Annotated in this window: 9 protein-coding genes and 1 pseudogene; 6 read left to right on the top strand and 4 right to left on the bottom strand. The window is 69.0% G+C overall.

Translation table 11 applies throughout. The annotated features are described in order from the left end of the window. Positions 1–257 precede the first annotated feature (257 nt). From ACIOFR_RS25640 to ACIOFR_RS25630, 3 genes are all read right to left on the bottom strand, one after another. Positions 258–1241 (bottom strand): tyrosine-type recombinase/integrase, encoded by a 984-nt coding sequence (locus ACIOFR_RS25640; RefSeq protein ID WP_401001229.1) that lies wholly within the window; start codon positions 1239–1241, stop codon positions 258–260. Between the two features lie 502 nt (positions 1242–1743). Beyond that, positions 1744–4203, bottom strand: a complete 2460-nt coding sequence (locus ACIOFR_RS25635) for a putative dsRNA-binding protein (protein WP_401001227.1) — start codon at positions 4201–4203, stop codon at positions 1744–1746. A 610-nt stretch (positions 4204–4813) separates the two neighbouring features. Continuing rightward, the gene (locus ACIOFR_RS25630; RefSeq protein WP_401001226.1) at positions 4814–5230 is read right to left on the bottom strand and encodes a hypothetical protein; all 417 of its coding nucleotides are present in this window, start codon (positions 5228–5230) and stop codon (positions 4814–4816) included. Positions 5231–5342: 112 nt separating this feature from the next. Between ACIOFR_RS25630 and ACIOFR_RS25625 the strand changes: the two genes are divergently transcribed. The 3 genes from ACIOFR_RS25625 to ACIOFR_RS25615 all read left to right on the top strand — a co-directional run bounded on the left by ACIOFR_RS25625 (position 5343) and on the right by ACIOFR_RS25615 (position 15465). Beyond that, positions 5343–6740, top strand: a complete 1398-nt coding sequence (locus ACIOFR_RS25625) for a hypothetical protein (RefSeq protein ID WP_401001225.1) — start codon at positions 5343–5345, stop codon at positions 6738–6740. 575 nt (positions 6741–7315) lie between these two features. Beyond that, on the top strand, positions 7316–8983 hold the full coding sequence (locus tag ACIOFR_RS25620) for a hypothetical protein (protein WP_401001224.1): 1668 nt from the start codon (positions 7316–7318) through the stop codon (positions 8981–8983). A 143-nt stretch (positions 8984–9126) separates the two neighbouring features. Continuing rightward, positions 9127–15465, top strand: a complete 6339-nt coding sequence (locus ACIOFR_RS25615) for an AAA family ATPase (protein ID WP_401001222.1) — start codon at positions 9127–9129, stop codon at positions 15463–15465. Positions 15466–16290: 825 nt separating this feature from the next. Here ACIOFR_RS25615 and ACIOFR_RS25610 read toward each other — a convergent pair. Further along, complete coding sequence (locus ACIOFR_RS25610) at positions 16291–17559, bottom strand: tyrosine-type recombinase/integrase (RefSeq protein WP_401001221.1); 1269 nt, start codon at positions 17557–17559, stop codon at positions 16291–16293. A 71-nt stretch (positions 17560–17630) separates the two neighbouring features. Between ACIOFR_RS25610 and ACIOFR_RS25605 the strand changes: the two genes are divergently transcribed. The 3 genes and pseudogenes from ACIOFR_RS25605 to ACIOFR_RS25595 all read left to right on the top strand — a co-directional run. Next, a complete protein-coding gene (locus ACIOFR_RS25605; RefSeq protein WP_401001220.1) occupies positions 17631–18752 on the top strand; it encodes a Fic family protein in 1122 nt (373 codons plus the stop codon). Between the two features lie 260 nt (positions 18753–19012). After that, positions 19013–19567: a winged helix-turn-helix domain-containing protein gene (locus ACIOFR_RS25600; RefSeq protein WP_329492311.1), complete on the top strand. Its 555-nt coding sequence runs from the start codon at positions 19013–19015 to the stop codon at positions 19565–19567. 41 nt (positions 19568–19608) lie between these two features. After that, a pseudogene (locus ACIOFR_RS25595) lies at positions 19609–19814 on the top strand (IS630 family transposase); the annotation flags it as partial.

Here is a 19814-nt window from a genome sequence, read left to right as displayed (position 1 = left end):
TACCGCAACCTGGGACATAAGCACGTAGCTACCAGCCAGCATCAGCTGACGGCGGTCCAACCCCACGGTCGTGGACCGTTCTCCTCTTGCAGGCAGGCGAGACGGCTGGGGGTCAAGGGGTCGCAGGTTCAAATCCTGTCGTCCCGACGTATGTGACCAGCGGGTCTGTCAGAAATGACAGGCCCGCTGTTCTCGTTCGGGTGAACGGTGATGGCGACGTGATGGCAGGGCACATGGCCCTGGTGACGTTCTGCCAGCTACGCGGCGTCCGGAAGGTCTGACGCTTCGCCGTCTGGGGCGGCGGAAGGCGGCGAGGCGTCGTCGAGCGCCTGGCACAGGGCGGTGACGGCATCGCGGGCGGCGTGCGGGAGCAGATGGCCGTAGATATTGACCGTGGTAGACAGCGTCGAGTGCCGCAGCGTCTTCGACACCACGGCCAGCGGAACCTCGGAGCTGATCATGATGCTGGCGGCCGTGTGCCGCAGGTCGTGAACCCCGATCCGCGGGAGACCGATCTCCGCCGACCTGCGGCGCAGCGTGACCAGGAGCTGTTGCGGGCGCAGTGGCGCGCCGTCCGGCTGGCAGAACACGAGCCCTTCGAGCGGGGCGTCCTCCGGCAGGAGCGCCCGCGCGGGCGTAGCTCGCCGTTCGAGCGCGGCGACCACCCGAGCAGACAGGCTGACCCAGTTCCGGCTCGCCTTGGTCTTGGGGTGGCAGAGGTGGAGGTGGTTGTTGTCGACGGCAGTGAGGTTCCACCGCACCAGCAGCAGCCGTTCGGCCAGGTACACCTCGGGCCAGTGCAGACCCAGAAGTTCGCCGCGGCGCATCCCGGTGCCCAGCAGCACTTCGAATGCGTCCGCCAGCTGGTCGCCGTAGGTGTCGTGGTTGTGCCGCAGGAACGCCGCGGCCTGCGGCGGGGTCCAGCAGATCCGCTCGGGTGCGGCGGGGCGGGACATGATGGCGTAGCGCGCCGGGTTGTCGGCCAGCCGCCGGGTGCGGACTGCGGTGTTCAGGGCGCTGGAGAGGGTGGCGCCGGCCCGGTAGACGCTGGTGCGTCCCCGCCCGCGGGCCAGCTCGGCGTCGTTCCAGGCCGTGATGTGCCGCTCGCGCAGGTCGGACAGCTTGAGCCGGCCGAAGGCCGGAATGAGGTCGTTGTGTACGTGGTCGCGGTAGCGGGCGAAGGTGGTGGGCTTGAGCACGTCTTCCTTGGTGCACAGCCAGCCGGCCAGATAGCCGGCCACCGTCAGGTCGTCGTCACGGTCCAGGCCGGTGCGCTCGCACTCAAGAGCATGCTCCAGCGCCCCGCGAGCGGCCTTGCGGGTGGGGAAGCCGCTGCGGCATCGCTGTCGGCGGCGTCCGTCGGTCGAGCGGCACGTCGAAGGCGTAGGCCCAGGAGCCGTGGCGCGTTGCGCGGTTGAGGCTGGGGCACCGCGCGCCGAACTGATTTCCGTTGGCGTCGCGGCAGCCGCATCGCCGGTAGATCCGTCCACGGTCAGGATGAGCAGCCATGCGTTCCTCCAGAAGGAGAGCCTGTCCCCACGATGGCTGTCAGCGCTCGGAGAAGGCAGCTGGCGGAGCATGGCGTTTGAGTTGCCATCACTCCGCCATCACCCGCCACCTGTTCGTCGTCGTGAACAGGGCTTCCCCCTTGGCGATGGTGATGAGAGAGCCCTCCCCACCTAGTCTCGGTGGTCACCGCCGACGTGTGTGCCTGCGCCCGGAAAGCTGGAGGAGGAAGCCAGGTCAGGGTGCGGGCAGCACAGCGTCCTGAGCATGGCCCGGCAGGATGTCCCGCGGGTAGTCGCTATCTGCGGCGAAATCCCTTTGCGCGTCCTCATCGGCGCGCTGTTCAGAGATGGCGGCTGTATCTACACCAGCCTGCCGAGGGCGTGGGGCGCTGTTCGTGTATGCGTCCAGGCCGACCCGTGCAAGAGCCGGCAGTGACGCCGGCTCGGGGGGCTGAGTGAGCTCTAGCAGGACCCGGTCCTCGTCCGGAGTGCAGGAGAAGAAGGGAACGGTGCTGTTGAGCAGGCTGGTGAGCGCGTTGCATGTTGCTGGGACATCAACGCCCGGAAGCTCGATCAGCACATGGGCGTTCTCGTCGGGCGCGGCTAGCTCGATGTTCACGGCTCTACCAGCCGCCGCCGCAGCCTGCGCACACCACTCCAGCACCTCGGTCAACGCGCCGGTCTGCTGAGGTAGCAGGTGCCTGTCGCGCGTTACCCACTCGTCCGATATTCGCAGGGCGACCTTGGCGGTTGAGCTGCGCCACCAGTCGACGACCGCGCCTCGGAGATCGGCGGCCAGCGGATGGTCCAGGGCCCGCGAGGTTGCTTGCGCGGCGAGACGGCGCGCGACGGCCTCGGAGCCTTCGCCCAGCGCCCTGCGTGCTCGTGCCAGCGGAGAGGTATGGCCGATCCGTTGGTAGCGGACTGCTGCCCGGTACAACGGCGACATGGCGTGGGCCAGCTTTTCGGGGATCCCGCCGACAAGCTCGGAGGCTGCCTCGGCCCAGGCCGCGAACGCCCTCGTGTCCCCGGTGACGAGCGCTGCCATGCCGAGGTCTCCCCGAGCAATGGCACGCTCCATCGCTCGCTGACTGAGTGCCGCTGCACCCTCTATCTGGGAGAGCAGCATGCCGCAGGCCAGCGCGCGTTCTTGGGCGTTCCATGCATGATTCTCGCTGACGAGGTCAGCCGTGATGATGTCAAGCACCTCGCGCGACGCCTGGATCTTGGCAGCGCTGTGCCCTCGGCCTCCGTCCTTGGCCTGCCAGGTGAGGGTGCGGCGATGGCTCGTCATGGTCAGCCGGCAGTGATAGACGCTTTGGTGGTCGGGTCCGGTCACCTCGAATTCGTGGTCAAGGCCCATCCCGTAGGCGCTGCAGATCTGCTGCAGTTGGGTGAAGGAGTCCAGTTCGTGGCCGAGTCCTTCCAACCATCGGTCCAGAGCATCGGGACGTCGCTGCAATAGCCGGTTTTCGTGGGCACGCCAGGCGACGGCCAGCACGCTTTGTGTGGCTCCGTCGAGCAACCGGGATCTCTCTCGACCGGTTTCACCCCGTCCGAGGAGAAGGCCTGCGTCAAGGTTCAGCGCCTGGCCGAGCTGGTGGGTCCACTCGTTGTTGATGCCAGTGATGCGGGCCTGGTCCTTGTCTGGATCCAAAGTCGTCGAGAAGGTGTTACGGCACCGGTTGAGGGCGGCCAGGAACGCTGCCACGAGGGAGCCGTGGTGCGCGAGGAAGGTATTGTCGCGCTGGCGCGCCGAGGCCAGCTCCCGCTTGTTCTCGTACGCCCAAGAGGTGTGAGTCAGTGCCTGCGTGAGCCAGGGCTCCTCCCGTTGGTCGAGCTCGAACATGGCCCGCAGATCAGCGACCGTTTGGCGGTGAGCATTCCCCGGAGCTGAATAGCACAGAGGCGGCACGCTCCTCGCGGACACTGCCTCGGCAGCCGCGCGCTGGCGGCGGGCAAAGCGGCCCAAGAACGCCTGGGCGGCGGCGCTGCGCGCGGCCTTCTTCGACGGACCCCTTCCCTCGGCCTGGCGGCCGTCTTCACTGTCGACCACGGCTGTGAAGACACGCGCATGGTCAGGACCGTCCTCCCGGTAGGTCCACGTCAAGCGAGTCCTCGAAAACTCGCGTTCCAACTCGCTTACGGGTGATTCGCCTCGTGTGACGACAACGGATGTCAGGGATGGGCACACCGTCTCCAGCAGAGTAGCTGCGACAGAGAAGCAGCCATGGAGGGCAAGAGCGCCCAGAACCTGATAGGCGACCTGCTCGTAGACGGAGGCGGCACCGCCGTTCGCGGCCTCACCCTTCCCTAGCTGAGCCGCACCGAGGGACCGCAGCCACTGGCCCAGCTCCTGCCGGACCGTGGTGGCCATCCGGACGACATCGCTGCTCTGCGCCCCAGCCGTGGCCGGAGCAGCGACCTTCACGTAGGTGTCGGCGCATACGAGGTCAGCGTAGGACCGGCCAAGCCGCTGCAGCATGGTCAAGCTCTTCGCGCCGACTTCTTCAAGATCGTGCGAGTTCTCGTAGAGGTGGCTGGTATGGAAGCTCGCCAGTGCCAACCAGCACCTCAGGTCTTCGGTGGCTCCACCGTTGAGCCCGCATGCGTTCAGGGTCGACTGCAGCTGGGAGTGTGGGGACTCGACCCCTTCCGGGATGCCGAGAAGCCGGGCCGGTTCCACGTCGATCACGCGATACGCCCGGGTTGCCAGTTGGCTGTCGTCAGATCGCTGACCTGTTGAAGGCCGCGGCGATGGTGTCGTGGTTGCGAATTGAGTCCGATGCGCGTGTTGACTTGAGAAATGGCGGGCGTTCCGTGACCGGTTGGGTCGTCGAGAGGGTCGGTCTAGTTCTGCGCGTAGATCCGCGAGTAGCCACCATGGGAGGACGCTGGGCGGTACCGCGCCGTCATAGAACAGACTGGCTGCGTCCGCGCACGTCTGGGACCGACCCCAGTCGCCGAGGAGTCCATATTGGCGGCCGATCTGACGGACCGCCGAGCGCACGCGCTCGTAGGGGATCGTCCTGCCGTCCATGGTGTACGAGCGCCGAAGCGCGGCGGCCTGGATTGCCTGCGCGATCCGGTGCACGGGGGTAGGGACCGGATGGTCGCGCAGAGAAACGATACCGACCCAGTGATTCACGATGCTATCCCCTTCCGTGCTCTCCCGTACGGGTAGTCCTGCTCCCGGCATGCACGTGATGTGCACGAGGCAGGCGCGAGCGCCCGGCAGTAGCGATCACAGGCTGCTCGGCGGACGTCCAAGCAGGTCTTGCTGAGCCGGCGCCACCCAGCGGTGGTCAGTCTGCCGCAAAGTGGCGCGACCCTGAGGGCACTTGGGCAGGTACGAGCGAAGGCCTTCTGGAATGGGCTATTGCTGAGTATGAGCTGCAACCAGGCCAACACCGGCAGGTCCGCTGGACGAACTCCGGGTTCTCGTTGAGCTGCCCGAAGCCCTTCATCCCAGCGAGGTTGGCGTCGCCGGCGGTGGCGGAGACCAGGCGGGCGAGCAGCGGCAGCGCCCGGAACATGGCGACGGTACCAGTGCGGGCGGCTCCCAGAGCCTGCTCGTCGGTCGCCCGCACCGCGGCGGTGAGGGCGGGCTGGGAGACCAGGAAGCCGGCGTCGAACAGCACTGCCGCCGGACCGGTCAGCCACGGGCCCGCCGCGCCGACACGCTCCCGGCGCCCCAGAGCGAGGCCGAGCGCCTTCTCCACGGTCCGGGCCTTCGCCGGTTCGCACCACCGCCACGGCTGTGCTCCCAGGGCTCGCGTGTACAAATCGGCCTGGAAGTCCCCCCCAGGCTCCGTCCGGCCCCACAATGCCGGTGTGAACATTCGACTCCAGTTGATCGACAGGTACCGGGAGCTGCGGAATGCCCCGAACACCCAGGTGGCCAAGGCGAAGCGCGGCCGGGAGTTCAACCAGTACCTCGCCGACGTGCTGACCGCTGGCGGTACCGAGGCACGGGCGGACAACCGGGGCCAAGACGGCCGTGACGAGATCGACGTGGTCTTCGCGGTCGACGGCGTCAGCTACATCGCCGAGGCGAAGTGGCTGGCCGAGGCCGTGGACGACGACCCGATCGGAAAGATCGAAAGGCGCCTGAAGACGCGCCTGTCAGGCATCCGCCCGGGGTTCTTCTCCATCTCCGGCTACATCTCCGCAGTCTTGGAGAACTCCAAGAAGGACCCGGCCGTGGTGCTGCTCGACCGGGCGCACATCGAGGCACTGGTGTCGGAACTGCTCACGCCCCACCAGCTGTTCTCCCGCCTGCACACCATCGCCGCCCGCCGCGGCGGCTCCTACGTGAGCCTCACGGATCTGCTCACCCCGGACCGGCCGGCCCCCGTACCCCGCTGGTCCGCCGCCGCCACCGACACCGTCCTTCCCAGCGCCGAGTACGCCCCCGGGGTGACGGTCCGGCCGCTGTGGGCAGCCACCCCGTTCGAGGAACCGACCGGCCTCACCCGCGCGAACGGGCAGGAGGTGCTGGTGACGACCCGCGGCGGCGTGCACCGTCTCGACACCGCCACCGGCAGCACGGTCCCCAAGGGGGACCTGGTGCTCGACGGGCACGTTCACGAGAGCAGCGCGCAGCTCCGCGGCGACGGCGAGTTCCTGGTGCTGAGCGGAGACGTCGTGGTCTCCCGCAAGGACGGCGAGCTGGAGGCGGTCGCAGGCGCGATCGCTGGCGCCGGCCGCCTGCTCGCCCATCCCGACGGCAGCGTGTGGGCGTTCTCCAGCACCGGCCCCATCGGCCCGGTCTACCGGGGCTCCCACACCCTGGTCAGCGTCGGCGACCGGCTCGGCGACGAGCAGCGGTACAGCATCGAGTTCGACGGGCAGGTTGACGACGTCGTCTTCACCGAGGATGGCCGACTCTACCTGGCCGGCGGCAGCAAGAGCGGCCGCCTGGACGTCGGACCGGACATGGTCCTGGACCAGGAGAACTGGCGCGACGGCCCGCCCATGAGCTGCACCGCGCTGCTCGCCCTGGACGCGAACACCGTGCTCAGCGCCGGCCCGGACCCGAGCGGGGCCGTCGTCGTCCTCTACCGGACCGACCTGACCACCAACCAGCACTCGCTGGTGTGCCGCCTGCCCGGCCTCAACCGGGCTGTGGCGCTCGCCCTCGCCGGTGACGGGCGGGTCCTGCTGCTGGCAGATAACCGCGGCAACGAGGTGGGACCGCATCCGGTTCTCCTGGAGGTGGAACTGGCATAACCCGCACCGGGGCCGCTCCGCCGGGGCTTGGACTACGTGCCGGCCGCCGTTCGGGCCTGGCGGTGGCCGAGTACGGACAGGACCCGGGCTGGTCCCGGCCCGAGTGCGCGGCGCCTGGCGGCCTGGCCGGTAGTGCGGGTGCTGCTCGGTCGGGCCCTGAGTCGGGGCGCGCGTCGGGGCGGCGGTCGGCGGACTTCCGGCTCACCGCGCGGTGAACCCAGGAGATGCGGGTCCGCCCCGCGGCGTGTGCTGACGGGGCATCATGCTGGTACGGGCGACCTCACTCCTTCGCCGGGGCACACCGCCTACCTCGATCAGCTCGGAGCCAGGGCACGCGATCTGAGCGGCGAGGACCGTAGCCGGATCGAGGAGGCCGCGGCACAGGTGTGGGAGAACCCGACGCCCGGGGCGATCGGTGCGCTGCTTACCGTGCTGCAGGAAGCGGGAATCGAGTAAGGACTGGTGGCGCTCCCGAGGCCCGCGGAACTGGAGTCGCCGGGTTGCCAAGGCCCACGAAAATCGGTGCGCGCCGACCACGACTGCTCCGATACTGCTGGTGACGAAAGCGAGGCCCCGTGCCGCAGATCGAGCCGAGCGTGCTCACCGCACTCATGAAGGCGGCGAAGGACGCCCCGTTCCACACATCCACCGCGTTCGCCCTCCGGGCCGCGGACGTCGGTTCGCGCGCTGCCGCCGAACAGCGGGATGCACTGGTTGCAGCCCTGCGCCTCCGGCCGTCCGAGGGGACAAAGTCTCGCCAGGAGGCGCAGGCGGGGCTGCCGAGTCAGCCCGCACCAGCCCAGTTGGAGATCTGGAACCTGTACGCGGACGGCGTGAGTGATCCCCTCCTTCGCGGCCACCTCCATCATCTGCTCCTCGACGCCGGCCACGGCCGTACGTACGACCACATCTGCGGCGCAGCGACCGGGTACCTCGACGCGGCGCAGCTGCTGCTGGCCACTCCCCGGGAGGGCCACGGGCTGTCGCGGGCCGCCAGATGCCTGACGAGGGCCAGGGAGTTGGCCCGCAGGTTCAACCAGCCTCTTCTTCGTGACCGCGCGACCACGGACGCCCTTGCCCTGGCCGAGCGCATCCTGGACGGAGACGAGGACGAGGGGCGAGCCCTGCTGGGTCTCCTGGAGGAGCTGAGGGGTCCGCAAGGCGACGCCGCGGTCCTCGCGGACCTCGCCGAGCGGGCGGCTGAGCGCTTCGCCCATGACGTGGACGACCGGCTCGGCTTCCTTGAGCTGTTGCGGGAGAGCGCGCCCCCGAGCCGCCGTACGGAGATCGACACTGCGGTGGTTCACACCCTCCTCGATGCCGCTGATGCTGCCGATGCCGGGCACCGCCGCCTGTACTACCTGACGGAGGCGGCGACCGAGGCGCAGAAGCGGGGCTTGTCCGAGTTGCGGGTACGTGCCGTGATGGCGCTGCAGCAGACCACGCTGGAGTGGACTGTGATCCGCAGTGAGGGCACCCTCCCGCGTGCGTTGGTTACCGGGCAGCGGGCGCTGGTCGATGCCGCCCCAGATCTGCAGACCGCACTGTGGCGCACCGTGGAGGACATCCATCCGGCGATGCGCACGCAGGCCCAGGCCGAGGCCGACGGCGCGCTCGACGGCCTTCTGCGGCTCCCGCGCTCGCGCATCAACCCGGCCGGACCGGTCTTCGTCCGCCCGCCCGTCGACGCCGACGACGACCACGCCGTGCAGATGCAGGTCGACGGCCTGGGCGTGTTCGGGAGGCTGACCGCGGTCCAGCTCGACCGCATCCACGAGCGCTTCCGGCCCGACGAGTTCGAGATGATCGGCGCTCTGGCACACGAGACGGTGCTGCCCGAACCCCGCGCGCGGATCCTCGCCCGGGCCTTCCTCTACTACTGGCTGGGGGAGTTCGAGGCCGCGGCGTGCGTCGCGCTGCCCCAGGTCGAGCAGATCCTCCGGGAGCTCCTGCGTACCCGGGTCTCCATCGTCTCCGTGGCCAAGGGGCAGACCCCCGGTGGAGTCGCCATGCTGGGCGGGCTGCTGCAGAGCATGCCGGAGGCCGGGTACCCGGCGGACTGGAGCCGAGCGCTGGAACTCCTCCTGGTCGATTCCGACCGCGGGATGAACCTGCGCAACGACATCCTCCACGGCCTGACCGGCACTCCGCCCAGGCACCACGTCGCGCTCATCCTCCAAGCGGCGCTGTACCTGCTCAGCCACGCGCACGGGCAACGCGCAGCACCCAGAACGACAGCCTGATCCGTTCGGGTGCGAGCCGGCCGCGCCAGGTCCGTTTCGCGGTCCCCAGCGATGGCAAAGCCGGTGGACCTGATCGGGAGCCTTCGTCGCGGTTTGGTCACTTCTGCGCCGCAGGATGTCCGACGGTGGAGAATGCTGTCGACATGAGCGATCTGACTGCCGCGCACCGCGGGTACGAGTACCAGGACTTGATGGAGGCAGGCCGCGTCGTCGACCTGCTGCTCGGCGGGATCGCCAGGGTCCATGTCGACGAGAAGTTGGTGACGGACGACCGTTTCGACGATCTCACGGTGATCAACGCAGACGGATCCCGTGAGCGGACCCAGTTCAAGCACTCGGACGAGGAAGGCCCCCTCGGCTACACCACGTTCACGACCGACGACCGCGGACTGAGGCTGGACCGCCTTGTGGCGGCTGCCGTCGCCGACCGGGACGGACCAGGTGCGGGCGCCACCGCCCACCGGTTGCGCATTGTGATGCGCGACGCACCTCCGGATAACGACGCACTGAACGCGGTGATGGTGCCCGCCAGCTCTTCCGACGCGCCCTTCCTGTCGGGGATGAACACCACACTCCTGCGGTTCGACGCGGAAGCCCTATGGCGAGGGTTCGACCTGCCCGCGCGGGGCCGGCGCAAGGCGGGCAACGTCTTCGGGTTCCTGACCAGCGGTGACAAGGCCGTGTCCAAGCAGGACCTGGAATGGCTGTGCGAGCACCTGGTGGTGGAAGTCGGTGCACCGGCCATGACGACGGACCTCCTGCAGCCAGGGTCGGCCGAACAGCTTCTCCTCCAACGAGTACGCGGCGAGCTCGGCGCGGGGATCTACCCCAACGGGGGACGCTCCCCGGTGGACGTCGCCGAGGCGCTGATCCGCACGGTCCGCTCCGCCCGGCAGCGCGGCACCGAGGTGACACCTCGCGAGCTCCTGCGCCAGGCCCAGCTGCGCAGCGACCTCGGCGCCGTCGTGCGCGCGAACCCTGTCGACCGAGCCCTGGAAGTGGCCAGGCCCGCCACGGTCGGCGTCCTGGCGGAAGCGGCCGCGACAGCGGCGGCCAGCGGGGGAGTCCTGCTGGTCACGGGCCCTCCGGGACAGGGCAAGTCCTGGGCATGCCAGCAGCTGGTCGACCAACTCACCGGTGACGGATGGCTGGTCGCCGAGCACTACTGCTACCTCGGCGACGCCGACGGCGACCAGCTGACCCGGGTGGTCACCGAAACGGTCTTCGGCAGCCTTCTGAGCCGGCTGGCCGAGGCGGACCCCGACCTCGTCCAGGAGCAGCGCCCGCGTTTCGCCGCCGATGCGCAAGCGCTGACCACGGCGGTGGACACCGCCCTGCGCAAGGACCCCACCCGCCGCGTGGCGCTCGTCGTGGACGGACTGGACCACGTCACCCGCGTACAAGGAGGAAGGACCAGGAGAGCCGATCCGTCCCTGGCCCTCGCCGCGGTCCTCGGCTCGCTGCCCGTTCCGCCAGGCAGCGTCCTCATCGTGCTCAGCCAGCCCGGAAACCACCTCGTCCCCCTCCAGGACACGGGGGCGGCATCCGTCGCCGTGCCGCCACTGACCGCGCACGAGTGCCGCGCCGTCGCCCAGCGGCTCAAACTCGTCCCGGCGGCGGACGACGAGCGCACCGAAGCGCTCCTGACCGACGACCGCGACGTGACCGACTTCCTGGACGCGCTACAGGAATGCTCGGGCGGAAACGCCCTGTACGCGACGTACCTCTGCCGCGAGGTCGCCCTCCGGCCGGAGACGATCACGAAAGCCACGGCAGTGGTGCGGGCGCTCCCTGCCTACCAGGGATCGTTGGAGGGCTACTACAACCACCTCTACGACACCCTCGGTGCGGAAGCCGACGTCGTCGCGGACATCATCGCCCTGCTCGGCATGTCCGTCACCCGCGAGGAGCTCGGGCAGATCATCCCGGACCGGGCGCACAGGATCGACGGCGCGCTGAAGGTGCTGGCCCCGGTGCTCTCCGGGACAGCCGGACCCGGCGAAATCCGCGTCTACCACGAGTCGTTCGCCCGCTACCTGCGCCTGGGCTACGACAACAACCCCGGGGCCCTGGAATCGACGCTGGCGCTGATCGCCACCTGGCTGACCGAGAAGGGACTGTTCGACGACCCGCGGGCTTTCCGCCGCCTCCTGCAGATCCTCGCCGAAGCGGGACGCGACACGGAGGTGCTCGACCACATCGGGCGGGACTTCGTCACCCGTGCCGTCGCCACCGCCCACCCGGCCTCGGCGATCAGGGACAACCTGGCCACCGGCGTGCGCTGCGCCGCCAGGACGGCGAACTGGCCCCTCGTCGCTCGTTACGTCGAACTCGCCAGGGCCGCGCAGACGTTCGAGTTCGAGCGCTTCGATGCGGTCCTGGTGGAATTTGCCGACGTGCCGATTGCCTTGATGGGGGCTCAGACGCTGGCGGACCGGCTCCTGCACGATGGGCGGACCGTCATGCCCGCCCGGGCAGGTCTGCAGATGTGCGCCGTCCTCGACGAGGCAGGCGCCGTGGCACCCTGGCACGCGTACATGACGGCACACGACCACGAGGCGGAATCGGACAACACCTCCTACGGGGCGGAGTCCGACCGGGCCGTCGACCTGGCATACCTGCGTGGCCGGTTGTGCCTGTCGGCGACCAATCAGGGGACAGGAGAGGAGCCGTGCGAGGACGGGCCCGGCCGGCCGGTGTCGCTGGACCGCATCGCCGAGTGGTTCGACGAACAGGGTGACCAGGCAGCGGCCGACGCCGTCGTTAAGACGCTCCTCGACACCGTCGGAAGCGCGGCCGTCACCGACCTGGTGCCGCGCCTTGAGATCGGCGGCCCGGTATGCCTCGCCGTCGCCGAGCAGATCGCCGCAGGCGCGGTGCCCGGAGCGGCGGGCAGCGCCGACGACTGGGCGCAGAAGGCCGCCAACCTGGGATACGTGATGGGAACGGCGCACCGGCTGCTCGCCCTTGGGGTCGCCGCCACCGATCTCGCCGCAGGCCTTGCGGCAGACGAGACTTCGACGGCCCGCGACACCCTGTTCTCCCTGACCTACGACGTACAGAACGAACAGGTCCGGTGGAGCCCCGAGGCCGTGGCCAGGTGGCTCGACGCGCTGGCGATCACGGCACGAACCGACCCCATCGCCCTCGACGCGGTACCGGCTCTCGTCCAGGGGCCCGGCTGGTACCCCTGCTGGCTGCGGTACGCGATCGCCCTCGCCCTCGCCGAAGCCGCCGAAGCACCCACCCGGTCTGGCCTGGTCATCGAAGCCCTCGATCTCCTGACCGCAGACCTCAGCCCCTTCACCGGCAAACCGCGCGCCTGCGACCTCTACCCGATCCATCCACTCATCGAAGAGTCGGTACGCCGGGCGGCCGCCCTCGTGTCCGACCAGGACTGGCCACAGGCGTGGAAGACCCTCATCCACGTCAGCCGGGAAATCAGCGTCAGCCTGCGCGGCGAGATGGGCGGACCGCTGCCGGCCGACACGCTCCTGACGATCGCCGTCGAGCACACCACGCCCGCACGGCGGGCCGGCGTCGACGAAGCCGTCCGCAACGAATTCCTACAGCAGGCCGGCGGACGCTTCTACAGCGACCTCGCCCGCTACCGCCTCATCCACGCGCGTCTCGCCCTCACCGCCGACGACCTCGCCGAGGCCGAGGAGCACTGGCTGGCGGCCTGCCGCTTCCTGGTGGCCTACGGCTGGCGCAAAGACATCACCGTCTACGAGGTCCTGGATCCGCTGCCCGCCCTGGTCGCCGCGGACCCGGCCCGGGGCCGGGCACGGGTGGCGCGCATCCAGCCACTGTGCGAACGCCTTGTCAATCACACCGACGGCAAGGAGACCAACGCCGCCCGCCCGCGGTGGTGGAACGTCCTGGCCGGGGCAGATCCCGTGGCCCTCGCCGATTTCGCCGCCACCGGCCTGCTCAGCGACTGCAACGGCCCGAACACCCTCCTCCACGGCGCCCGAGAAGACCTCTGGGACGCGTGGAGCGACACCGCCGACCCGGTCGCGGCAACTGCCCTGCGCCTCACCCTGGACACCCCGCTCCGCCAAGGCGACGCCGCACTTCTGGACCGGCTCGCCCGGACAATCGGCCCCTCCACGCCCGACGATGTTCCACAGCTGCTGCGCCTCGCAATGAGCAGGGCCGACGAGAGGCAGGCCAACCGTGACTCCTCCATCGACGAGACCAGGCCGGACGACGCGCAGCTTGTCGCGGAACTCAATGCCGTCGCCGAACGCATCGGCGCCCCGCAGCTCACCCCCCTGCCCGAACCACCGGCCACCGACGAACCCCACAACCGCCATACCGAACCCGTCCCCGCGCAGCCGAACCCGGCCCCAGCCTCTCCTGCTGCCCTGTCGCCCGCGCCCTCCGAACCGGTCGGCCTGATCCGGGTACTGCGCGCATGGCACCTGAGCCCGTACGAGGCCGGCGCACCACAGCACACCCTCGAACAGATGACAGACCTCGTCGGCGACGGCCTGCTCGACCTCGCCACCCGAGGACAGACCGACGACGCCGCACAGGTCCTGCGTGCCATCGCCGGCCCCTTCGACTTCCGCGACGGCCCGCTCCTGCTGCGCCGCCTCGCGGACAAGCTCCACCAGAACGGCCACGACGCTCTCGCCGCCGAGGCCTACGCACTGACCTGGGTACGCACCCGCGGACAAGGCGGATGGCTGAACTTCGGAGGCGAGACAGCCCTCGACGCCCTTCGCACGGCCTCCCAACTCGACTCCACCCTCACCCACCGCGTCATCACCGAAGAAGCCGAAGCAGTGGTGGGCGCCGGCCGGTACGGGACCCACGGCATCACCCAGGCACTAATCTTCGCCTTCGCCCACCAATCCCTCGCCCTGCCCCCGAACCACTCCCTCGACCTGGCCTTCGCCCTATGGGACGAAGCCGCAACGGTCATCGAGAACAGAGCACCCCGCGTCCACGACAGCGACGACCCCCAGCACCCCTACCGCGCCCCCGACAACGACAACGGCACCCCCGCACCCGGCGACCTCGACCACGCCTTCGCGACCGCGGCCCTGGCCGCACTCGCCCACGCCGACCGGGAAGGCAAACGCCGCGCGATGGTCGCGACGCGGTACCTGATCACACTGCGCCCCGAAGCCACGGCACCCGCCATCGCCCTCGCGCTGGAGCAACTCTCCGATCCGGCGACCCTGATGTGGCTGCTGTGCCTCCTCCAGGAACAGGGAGCCGCAGCCCAACCCGTCGTGGACCACTGCCAGCACGCACTCGAAGCACTGGCCCGAGGACCGATGCTCACCGTCCGCGCCCTCGCCCGCCGGCTGCTCACCGATGCGGCCAGCGTGCCCATGGGACCCTCCGACCCGGCCGCGTTTACCCCGCCGAGCCGCCTGTGGACCTCCGCCGCACAGGAAGACAGCCAGAAAGACCGCTTCGTGAAGGGGATGGTCGCAGAAGTGGCCCGCGCGCGGCTGAACGAAGCCGAGCAGCTGCAGCCCGGGCTGATCCGAGCGATCCTCGCCAAGGCCCGCCGCCAAGTCGACAGCAAGCGCACCATCGAGAGGAACAAGGCCCAGCTCCGCGCCAACCGCAGTGCCGACGAGGACGAGCTGCCGGACGCCTACCTCGCCATCGAAGAGACCATCGAAGAGGCGATCCAGACGGTGGCAGCGGGCAGCCGCGCGCACAGGCTCTCGCAGGGCCTGGGCACGAGCGACCCGGCCCTCTGGGAGGACCAGCTGGCCACCGTGCTGACAGACCACCCCCGCATCCCGCTGGCCTTCGAAGAAGCACGCTGGCCGCGCCCCGACCTCCGGCTGCCACCCGGCCCCGACGCCCCGTCCGACCAGGACACCCCGGTAGCCGGAACAACCGCCGAGACCTCCTCCACACGGCCCCTGGCGCAAGCCGCCGTACTCACCGGACAGACCCTCCCGGGCTGGCGCATCCTCGCTTCCGTGGAGGAACGCAAGTTCCTGTCATCGGACACCAGGACGATCGGCCTGACCGTCGTGACCTTCTCAGGCCCGGAAGTGACGGACACCGGGAACCAGCGAGGCAGCGTTGCCCCCTTCTTCTTGAACGGAGACCTTGAGGAGTGGACCCGACCGCCGGGACAGCACCCCGACGCTGACGCCCCGCCGGGAACCCCGCTCCTCGGCCTCGACCGCGACATGACCGCCGCCGCAGACGCCGCCCAAGGCCTGGGCCTGCCCGGCTTCGCACTAACACCCACCCTGCGGCTGCGGGCCGCACTGCGCCTGAAACCTGGACCCCCGCTGACACTGGACGACGACCGCGGTCCGGCCCTGCGGCTCATCTGCTGGCGCACCGAGTACGAGCGGAGCGCCTACCACCTGCCGTGGCCACGGACGACCGGCTGCGCCGTGGTGATCCGCCCCGACCTGCTGGACGTCCTGTCCGAACGGACATCCGCACCGATCGTTATCCGAGACGTCGTAATGCGGCTGGAAGCGGAGTAAAGAAAAACAAGTGAGACCCGCCATCTCCCGACGAGGGGAACCCCGCATCCGTAGACTGGGCACGCTCCGCTACGTGGTGGACGCAGACCTTCGCCCTGCTCTACCAGTTCAAGCGCCTCGCCGTCCGCTGGGAACACCGCCTCGACCTCCACGAGCCATCGGTCTCGCTCGCGCGCGCGCAATCGTCTGCTGGAGGAGACTCAACAGGCCGACATTGTGATCGTGTTACGAGCTCATAAAACCCCGTCACCACAATGGGCTTCACTCTTGGGAATTGGGGACTTGCCGGGGACCACGCGGTTCGCACATCGGTCCGCGCACTGTCATCCGGTGGACGAACAGCGCGCGCTGTCTATGCTCTGACGTGCAGTTAGGAGATTCGCCGGGCGACTGGGGGTCAAGGGGTCGCAGGTTCAAATCCTGTCGTCCCGACTGTGAAGTCGCTTGTGAGAGCGGGTGCTTGGGAAACCAAGGGCCCGCTCTTGCTGGTTTTGGGGCCTGTTTTTTGGTCCCGGGTGGTCCCAAAATGGTCCCCAGGTTTGGCCGCAGGTGCGTCACCACCCGTTGCCCCAGTGGCTGGCGTGTGGATTGTTCTTCGATCTCAAGGTGAAGTGCGAGACCTCCTTGCCGCTTCGCTGGAGCGACGTGTGATGGCGCACTTGACCTTCGGTCAAGTGCGCCGGCCGCAGGTCAAGTGAGTCAAACTGGTTCATATCGGGGAATTTTCAAGGCCCTTCTGACGCCTACTGCTTGCCGTGTAGTGACTTGTGCAGCCTCGGATCGGCTTGTTGGCGGCCATTTCGAGGCGATGGCAGTTACGGCGTGTTACCAGCGGCGGATGATCTGGCCGTCGCGTTGGAGTTTCTCGAGGTGATGAGTGAGGGCTTGGCCGGCCTCCAGGATCCGGAGCACGTCGGGGTGGAAGTAACGCTGGGTGGTGGTGATGAGCCGGTGGCCTGCGATTTCCTTGAGGATGTGCGGAAGGATTCCGGCGTCGGCCATCCAAGTCAGGCCGGTGTGGCGCAGGTCGTGGCGGCGTAGGTGCTCGTAGCCGAGGCCCCGGGTTACGTCGTCCCAGTGGGTGGCGTCGCGCAGGACTGCGGTGCTGATGCGACCGCCGCGCGGGCCGGTGTAGAGGCGGGCGTCCGGGTCGCCTCGCGTTGCTTGGAGCCGCCTGATGATGAGCGGGCGCAATGGTTCGATGATCGGGATGAGGCGGGCGACCCTACCCTTGGTGTGCTTGTCGACCAGGCCGCCGGGAGCGGGGGTGGTCTGTCGGCGGCAGGTCAGGAGCCACTTGTCGGTATCGACGTCGCGGGCCCGGACTCCGGAGACCTCGCCGATCCGCGTGGCAGTGCAGGCGCTGTGGACAACGACATCACCCCATCCGCGATAGCGGTTGTATGAGGCTGTGACCAGGGCATCGGCGAGTTCGGCGAGGGCGTCCCAGTTGCGCAGGGCGAGGGAGCGGGGGTCCCGCAGTTCGTCTTCGACCTGCTGGTATTCGCGCTGCCAGCCGGTGATGTGGGCGGGGTTGTGTTCGAGGATGCCGTCCATTATGGCCTGCTCGAAGATGCGAGAGAGCATGGCGAGGGTGTTCTTGATCGTGGAGCGGCCGCAGCCATCGGCGATCCAGCTGAAAACTGCCGCAGTGATGAGAGCTGTGGTGATCAGGCGGAGGGGGAAACGCCCGAGCTCGGGCTCGATCCGCAGGTGCCAGCCGGCGAGGTATGGGGCGTGTGTGGTGGTTTCCAGGCCGGTCAGGATGACCGGGAGGCGGAGGTTGACGTAGTCACCCAACGGCATGGAGGCCAGGGACGGGAGGACGGGGCTGCCGGTGGCGTCGGCCAGGATGGTCAGCCATTGGGTGACCAGTGTCGGGTCGAGCCCATTGTGGACGGCCCCTGCCAGGAAGCTAGCCCACGCCTGTGTCTGGGCCGGGGTGGCCTGTGTGGCCGGCGAGCGGGGGCTGGTGAGCGGGGAAGTGCGGTATTGCGAGCGCAGGGCGCCCGGCGGAGCTGGAAGGTCGGCGGTGATGATCTCGCTGAACGGATCCGGGGAGGCTGATTCCCAGCGGTGCATTGAAGTGCTCATGCACCATGGTTACGCCGATTCTGCTTGCATGCTTGATGCCGTCATGGTGTCATTGCTTCATGCTCTATGGTGTGCCATCGCTGCAGGACATCGACCAGTCCGTCCTCGCGGAGATCGACGAGATGCGCGACCGGCTGCGTCTCCATCTGCGCACTTCACGTCGCTGGGAAGGGCAGCTGCGGCGTAACCTCACGGCGCGGGCGATCGCCGGATCGAACACGATCGAGGGCTACGCCGCGAGCGTGTCGGACGTCGAGGACATCATGGTCGGCGAAGCGCCGATCGATGCGAACGACACCGTCACGGCCGAGATCGAGGGTTATCGGCAGGCGATGACCTACATCCAACGCCTCGCCGAAGCGGGCGACGACTTCGCCTACAGCAAGGGCCTGCTCAACGCGCTGCACTTCATGATGCAGGGCCACCACCTGATCAAACGGCCCGGCTGGTGGCGTACCGGGCCGGTGTACGTCACCTCCGCCGAAGACCCGACCATCGCCGCGTACACCGCCCCTGATGCCCAGCAGCTGGCAGTACTGACTGACGAGCTGGTCGAGTGGCTGAACGAGGGCGACCTGAACGCACCGGGACTGGTGCGGGCCTCTATGGCGCACCTGAACCTGGTGGCGATCCATCCGTGGTCGGACGGCAACGGGCGGATGTCCCGCGCCCTGCACACCCTGGTCCTGGCCCGTGAGGGGATCATGGCGCCGGAGTTCTCCAGCATCGAGGAATGGCTCGGCCGGGCCCGCAACACTTACCGCTACTACGACATACTCGCCGACGTCGGCGGCCCCGTCTGGACTCCCGACCGCGACACCTTGCCCTGGGTGCGGTTCTGCCTGCGCGCCCACCATCAGCAGGCCCAGAGCGTCGAGCGCCAGGTGAACACCACCCGCGAGGTCTGGAGCGCCCTCGACGAAGCCGTTGAGCAGCGCGGCTGGCCCGACCGCATGCTCTACGCCCTCTACCCCGCGGCCATGGGCAACCGCCTGCGCCGCGCCACCTACCAGGCCGACGCCGAGCTCAGCGAGCAGCAGGCCCAACGCGACATCCGCGAACTCGTCCGCGCAGGCTGGCTTGCTGCCCGGGGCGAGGCCCAAGGACGCTACTACACCGCTGGCTCGGACCTTCCCGAAGCCATCGTTCGAGGCGTACGGGAACCGCGGCCGCTTCGCGATCCTTACGCCTGAAGTTCACCCAGTGGGTGCCAGACGGAACAGGAGGGGACCTATGCCGCATTCATCCGCGTATCAAGGCAAGCACGGCCCCTGCTTCCGGCTGCCCGCAGGGCGGTTGGCCAGAAGCAGGGACGGTGACGGACCGGTTGGTGTTACTGACTTCGGCTCGTCAGGGTGAACTGTCCCGAATTGCCTGACGGGCTCGCTGCGGTGGTTGTATCCGGTGGTGTGTGAGGTATGCGGATGGGGGCGGGCTGACCGCCGCGGGACGGGTGCGCCGGGAGTCGCTGCGGATGCAGGCGGCCGAGCTGTTCGAGCAGAGGATCAAGCCGCCGGAAGTGGCCCGGCGTCTGCGGGTGAGCCCGAAGTCGGCCTACCAGTGGCACCAGTTGTGGCGCGATGGCGGTGTGCAGGCTCTGGCCTCTCGAGGCCCGGGTGGGTCGCGGTGCCGTCTGTCGCCGCGCTGCCTGGAGAAACTCGCCGCATACCTGGACCAGGGCCCGGCCGCACACGGCTGGGTGGAGGACCAGGTGTGGACCGCGGCGCGGGTGGCCACGCTGATCGGGCGGAAGTTCCACCTTTCCTACAGCGTGTCCGGGGCAACGAGGCTGATGCACCGGCTCGGCTTCAGCCCGCAGGTCCCCGCCCGGCGGGTGGCCGAGCGCGACGAGCAGGCCGTCACCGCGTGGAAGGAGGTGACCTGGGCGGAGGTAAAAGAGCGCGGGCGGCCTGCGGGGGCTACATCTGCTTCGAGGACGAGGCAGGATTCACCCGCCGTCCGCCCAGAGGACGCACCTGGGGCCGGCGGGGCCGCACGCCGGTTGTGACGGTCAGCGGCCGCCGCTCGGGACGGTTGTCGGTGGCCGGGATGATCGCCATGCGGCCGGGCTCGCGCACCCGGCTGTGCCACCGCCTGATCACCCACCCCGCGGGCAGAGGCAAGCGCCGCAGCATGGGCGAGCGCGACTTCATCGCCCTGGTCGACGGTGTCCACCAGCTCGTCAAGGCGCCGATCGTTCTCGTCTGGGACCGCCTGAACACCCACATCTCCCACGCCATGCGCGACTTGATCGC

Source organism: Kitasatospora sp. NPDC088346 (assembly GCF_044740765.1).
Classification (GTDB): domain Bacteria; phylum Actinomycetota; class Actinomycetes; order Streptomycetales; family Streptomycetaceae; genus Kitasatospora.
Note: the sequence above shows the minus strand (reverse complement) of the source record. Positions and strands in the feature narration are given on the sequence as shown.